General features: G+C 35.3%; 3 protein-coding genes and 4 tRNA genes. All 7 read right to left on the reverse strand.

Going from position 1 to position 1,656, the window contains the following annotated elements; genetic code table 11:
• Positions 1 to 475: GTP-binding protein (locus tag ACVC2P_RS17015; RefSeq protein WP_452599654.1), on the reverse strand; the 475-nt coding region annotated here is incomplete at its 3' end.
• A 67-nt stretch (positions 476 to 542) separates the two neighbouring features.
• Positions 543 to 614, reverse strand: a tRNA-Thr gene (locus tag ACVC2P_RS17020).
• Between the two features lie 11 nt (positions 615 to 625).
• A tRNA-Gly gene (locus tag ACVC2P_RS17025) sits at positions 626 to 698 on the reverse strand.
• A 46-nt stretch (positions 699 to 744) separates the two neighbouring features.
• Positions 745 to 826 (reverse strand) — tRNA-Tyr (locus tag ACVC2P_RS17030).
• Between the two features lie 75 nt (positions 827 to 901).
• Positions 902 to 975 (reverse strand) — tRNA-Thr (locus ACVC2P_RS17035).
• 113 nt (positions 976 to 1,088) lie between these two features.
• Positions 1,089 to 1,391 (reverse strand): ribosome hibernation-promoting factor, HPF/YfiA family, encoded by a 303-nt coding sequence (gene hpf / locus ACVC2P_RS17040; protein WP_452599655.1) that lies wholly within the window; start codon positions 1,389 to 1,391, stop codon positions 1,089 to 1,091.
• A 38-nt stretch (positions 1,392 to 1,429) separates the two neighbouring features.
• Positions 1,430 to 1,656 (reverse strand): tyrosine-type recombinase/integrase (locus ACVC2P_RS17045; RefSeq protein ID WP_452599656.1); only part of this gene is annotated, 227 nt, incomplete at its 5' end.

A 1,656-nucleotide genomic window follows, 5' to 3' on the forward strand; every position in this document is an offset into this window, starting at 1 on the left:
ATAATAATTCTCTAACTTCCATGTCTACTAATTCTAAAAGCTCCTCATCATCAACCATATCCACTTTGTTTAAGAATACTACTATTCTTGGGATACCTACCTGACGACCTAATAAGATGTGCTCACGAGTTTGTGGCATTGGACCATCTGTCGCAGCAACTACTAATATAGCACCATCCATTTGAGCAGCACCAGTTACCATGTTCTTTACGTAATCGGCGTGACCTGGACAATCAACGTGAGCATAGTGACGATTTTCTGTTTGATACTCTACGTGAGATGTATTAATTGTAATACCTCTTTCTTTTTCTTCAGGAGCGTTATCGATTTGATCGAAATCTCTAGCTTCTGATAAACCTGCGTCAGCTAATACTTTAGTAATAGCAGCAGTTAACGTTGTTTTCCCGTGATCTACGTGTCCAATTGTACCTATATTTAAGTGTGGTTTTGAACGATCGAAAGTTCCCTTTGCCATGCTTTTAATAATTTAATCTTAGTTATATAATAATATTAGTGTTCTATATTTTATGTCTTTAAAATTGAGCCAATGACGGGATTTGAACCCGTGACCTCTTCCTTACCAAGGAAACGCTCTACCCCTGAGCTACACCGGCTTAAATATTAGAGCGAGAGACCGGGTTCGAACCGGCGACATTCAGCTTGGAAGGCTGACGCTCTACCAACTGAGCTACTCTCGCAATTATTTAAATTCCTTTTTAATTTAAAACCTATTTAAAAAAATAGTGGGGAGAGCAGGATTCGAACCTGCGAAGACATAGTCAGCAGATTTACAGTCTGCCCTCGTTGGCCGCTTGAGTATCTCCCCTATTTTAAATTTATCACTCTTTTAAAGAACTTTAAAACTTCATTTCTAAAATTAGAAAATCTGTTTATTTTTTTGAGCCGATGGAGGGACTCGAACCCACGACCTGCTGATTACAAATCAGCTGCTCTAGCCAGCTGAGCTACATCGGCTTTTTTTCTGCATTTTTAATCATAAAAAAAGCCCGCTATTTCTAACGGACTGCAAATGTATATATTTATTCTTTTATTCAAAACATTTTTTTAAAATATTTTAAATATTTTTTCTACATGTGTGCTCTAAGTTTTTCTTTTCGCTTTTTTAGTTGTCTTTCTAAAGAGGCAATAGCACTATCTGCTCCTTCTTCGAACGTTTTACATTGTTTCTTTACTACAAAACTATCTCCTGGTACGCTTACTCTTGCTTCAAATATTTTATTTTCTTTATCACTTGTGTTTTCTACTTTTAAAAATACATCTGATTTTATGACTTTGTCATAAAACAGTTCTAGCTTATCCATTCGTTTTTGAATGAAATCCAATAGTTTTTGGTCTGCATTGAAATTTACGGATTGTGTGTTCACCTTCATACTCTTCTTTTTATTGGTTTAACAATGAGTTGCTGTTATCACTTTTTGCTTCTAGGATGCGCCTTAGAGTATACTTTTTTTAGTTCTGCTATACTATTGTGAGTATAAATCTGTGTTGCAGCTAAACTAGAATGTCCTAAAAGTTCTTTTACAGCATTTAAATCTGCACCTTGGTTTAATAAGTGAGTCGCAAACGAATGCCTTAATATATGTGGACTCTTTTTAACCTTTAATGATGCCATACTAAAATACTCATTTATTATTC

This window comes from Pontimicrobium sp. MEBiC01747, from assembly GCF_053601635.1.